General features: G+C 68.0%; 1 protein-coding gene. It reads left to right on the top strand.

Annotated elements, in window-relative coordinates; genetic code table 11:
- Positions 1-41 precede the first annotated feature (41 nt).
- Positions 42-847, top strand: a protein-coding gene (locus ACFFRH_RS44290; RefSeq protein ID WP_344748167.1) for an IS5 family transposase whose coding sequence is annotated in 2 segments (ribosomal slippage) — positions 42-393 and positions 393-847 — 807 coding nt in all. Because the reading frame shifts where the segments join, the coding sequence is not laid out codon by codon here.
- The last annotated feature ends 10 nt before the right edge of the window (positions 848-857 follow it).

Here is an 857-nt window from a genome sequence, read left to right as displayed (position 1 = left end):
TAAGAGCGTGACTCATTTGGCGATCGCTCGTTGGATATGGCGTGGATGCGTTCCTTCAGCGGCTGGTCCCTGATGAGTTGTGGGAGTTGTTCCAGCGCGTGGTCCCGCGGGTGCCCACGCGGCCGCAAGGCGGCGGACGACGGCGCGCAGACGACCGGATGGTCCTGGCCGCGATCGTGTACGTGGCCACGACCGGATGCGCCTGGCGGCAGCTCCCGCCGGTCTTCGGCGCCTCCTGGCAGACGGTGAACCGTCGTTTCGCCGAGTGGAGCGCCGCCCGGGTGTGGGCCAGGCTCTACCGGATCATCCTGGACGAGCTCGGCGCCCGGGGTGAGCTGGACTGGTCGCGGTGCGTGATCGACTCGGTCAGCCTGCGGGCGGTCAAAGGGGGGAGCTGACGGGTCCGAATCCTGTCGATCGCGGCAAGAACGGGTCGAAGATCCATATGATCACCGAGCGGACCGGTCTGCCGCTCTCTGTCGCGATCTCGGCGGCGAACGTCCATGACAGTCTGGCCGTCGAGCATGTGGTACGTGGCATCCCGCCGATCCGCTCCCGGCGCGGGCGGCGCCGTCGCCGCCCGGCCAAGCTGCATGGCGACAAGGGCTACGACTACCTCCGGGTGCGGCGTTTCCTGCGCGGACGCGGCATCACTCCGCGCATCGCCCGCCGCGGCATCGAGTCCAGCCAGCGCCTGGGCCGGCATCGGTGGGTCGTCGAGCGCACCATCGCCTGGTTGAACGGGTACCGCCGACTGCACCGCCGTTACGAGCGCCGCGCCGATCACTTCGCATCTTTTGTCGCTCTCGCAGCGGCGCTTATCTGCTACCGAAGACTCACCAAATGAGTCACGCTCT

Source organism: Streptosporangium vulgare, assembly GCF_042428775.1.
GTDB lineage: Bacteria > Actinomycetota > Actinomycetes > Streptosporangiales > Streptosporangiaceae > Streptosporangium > Streptosporangium vulgare.
Note: the sequence above shows the minus strand (reverse complement) of the source record. Positions and strands in the feature narration are given on the sequence as shown.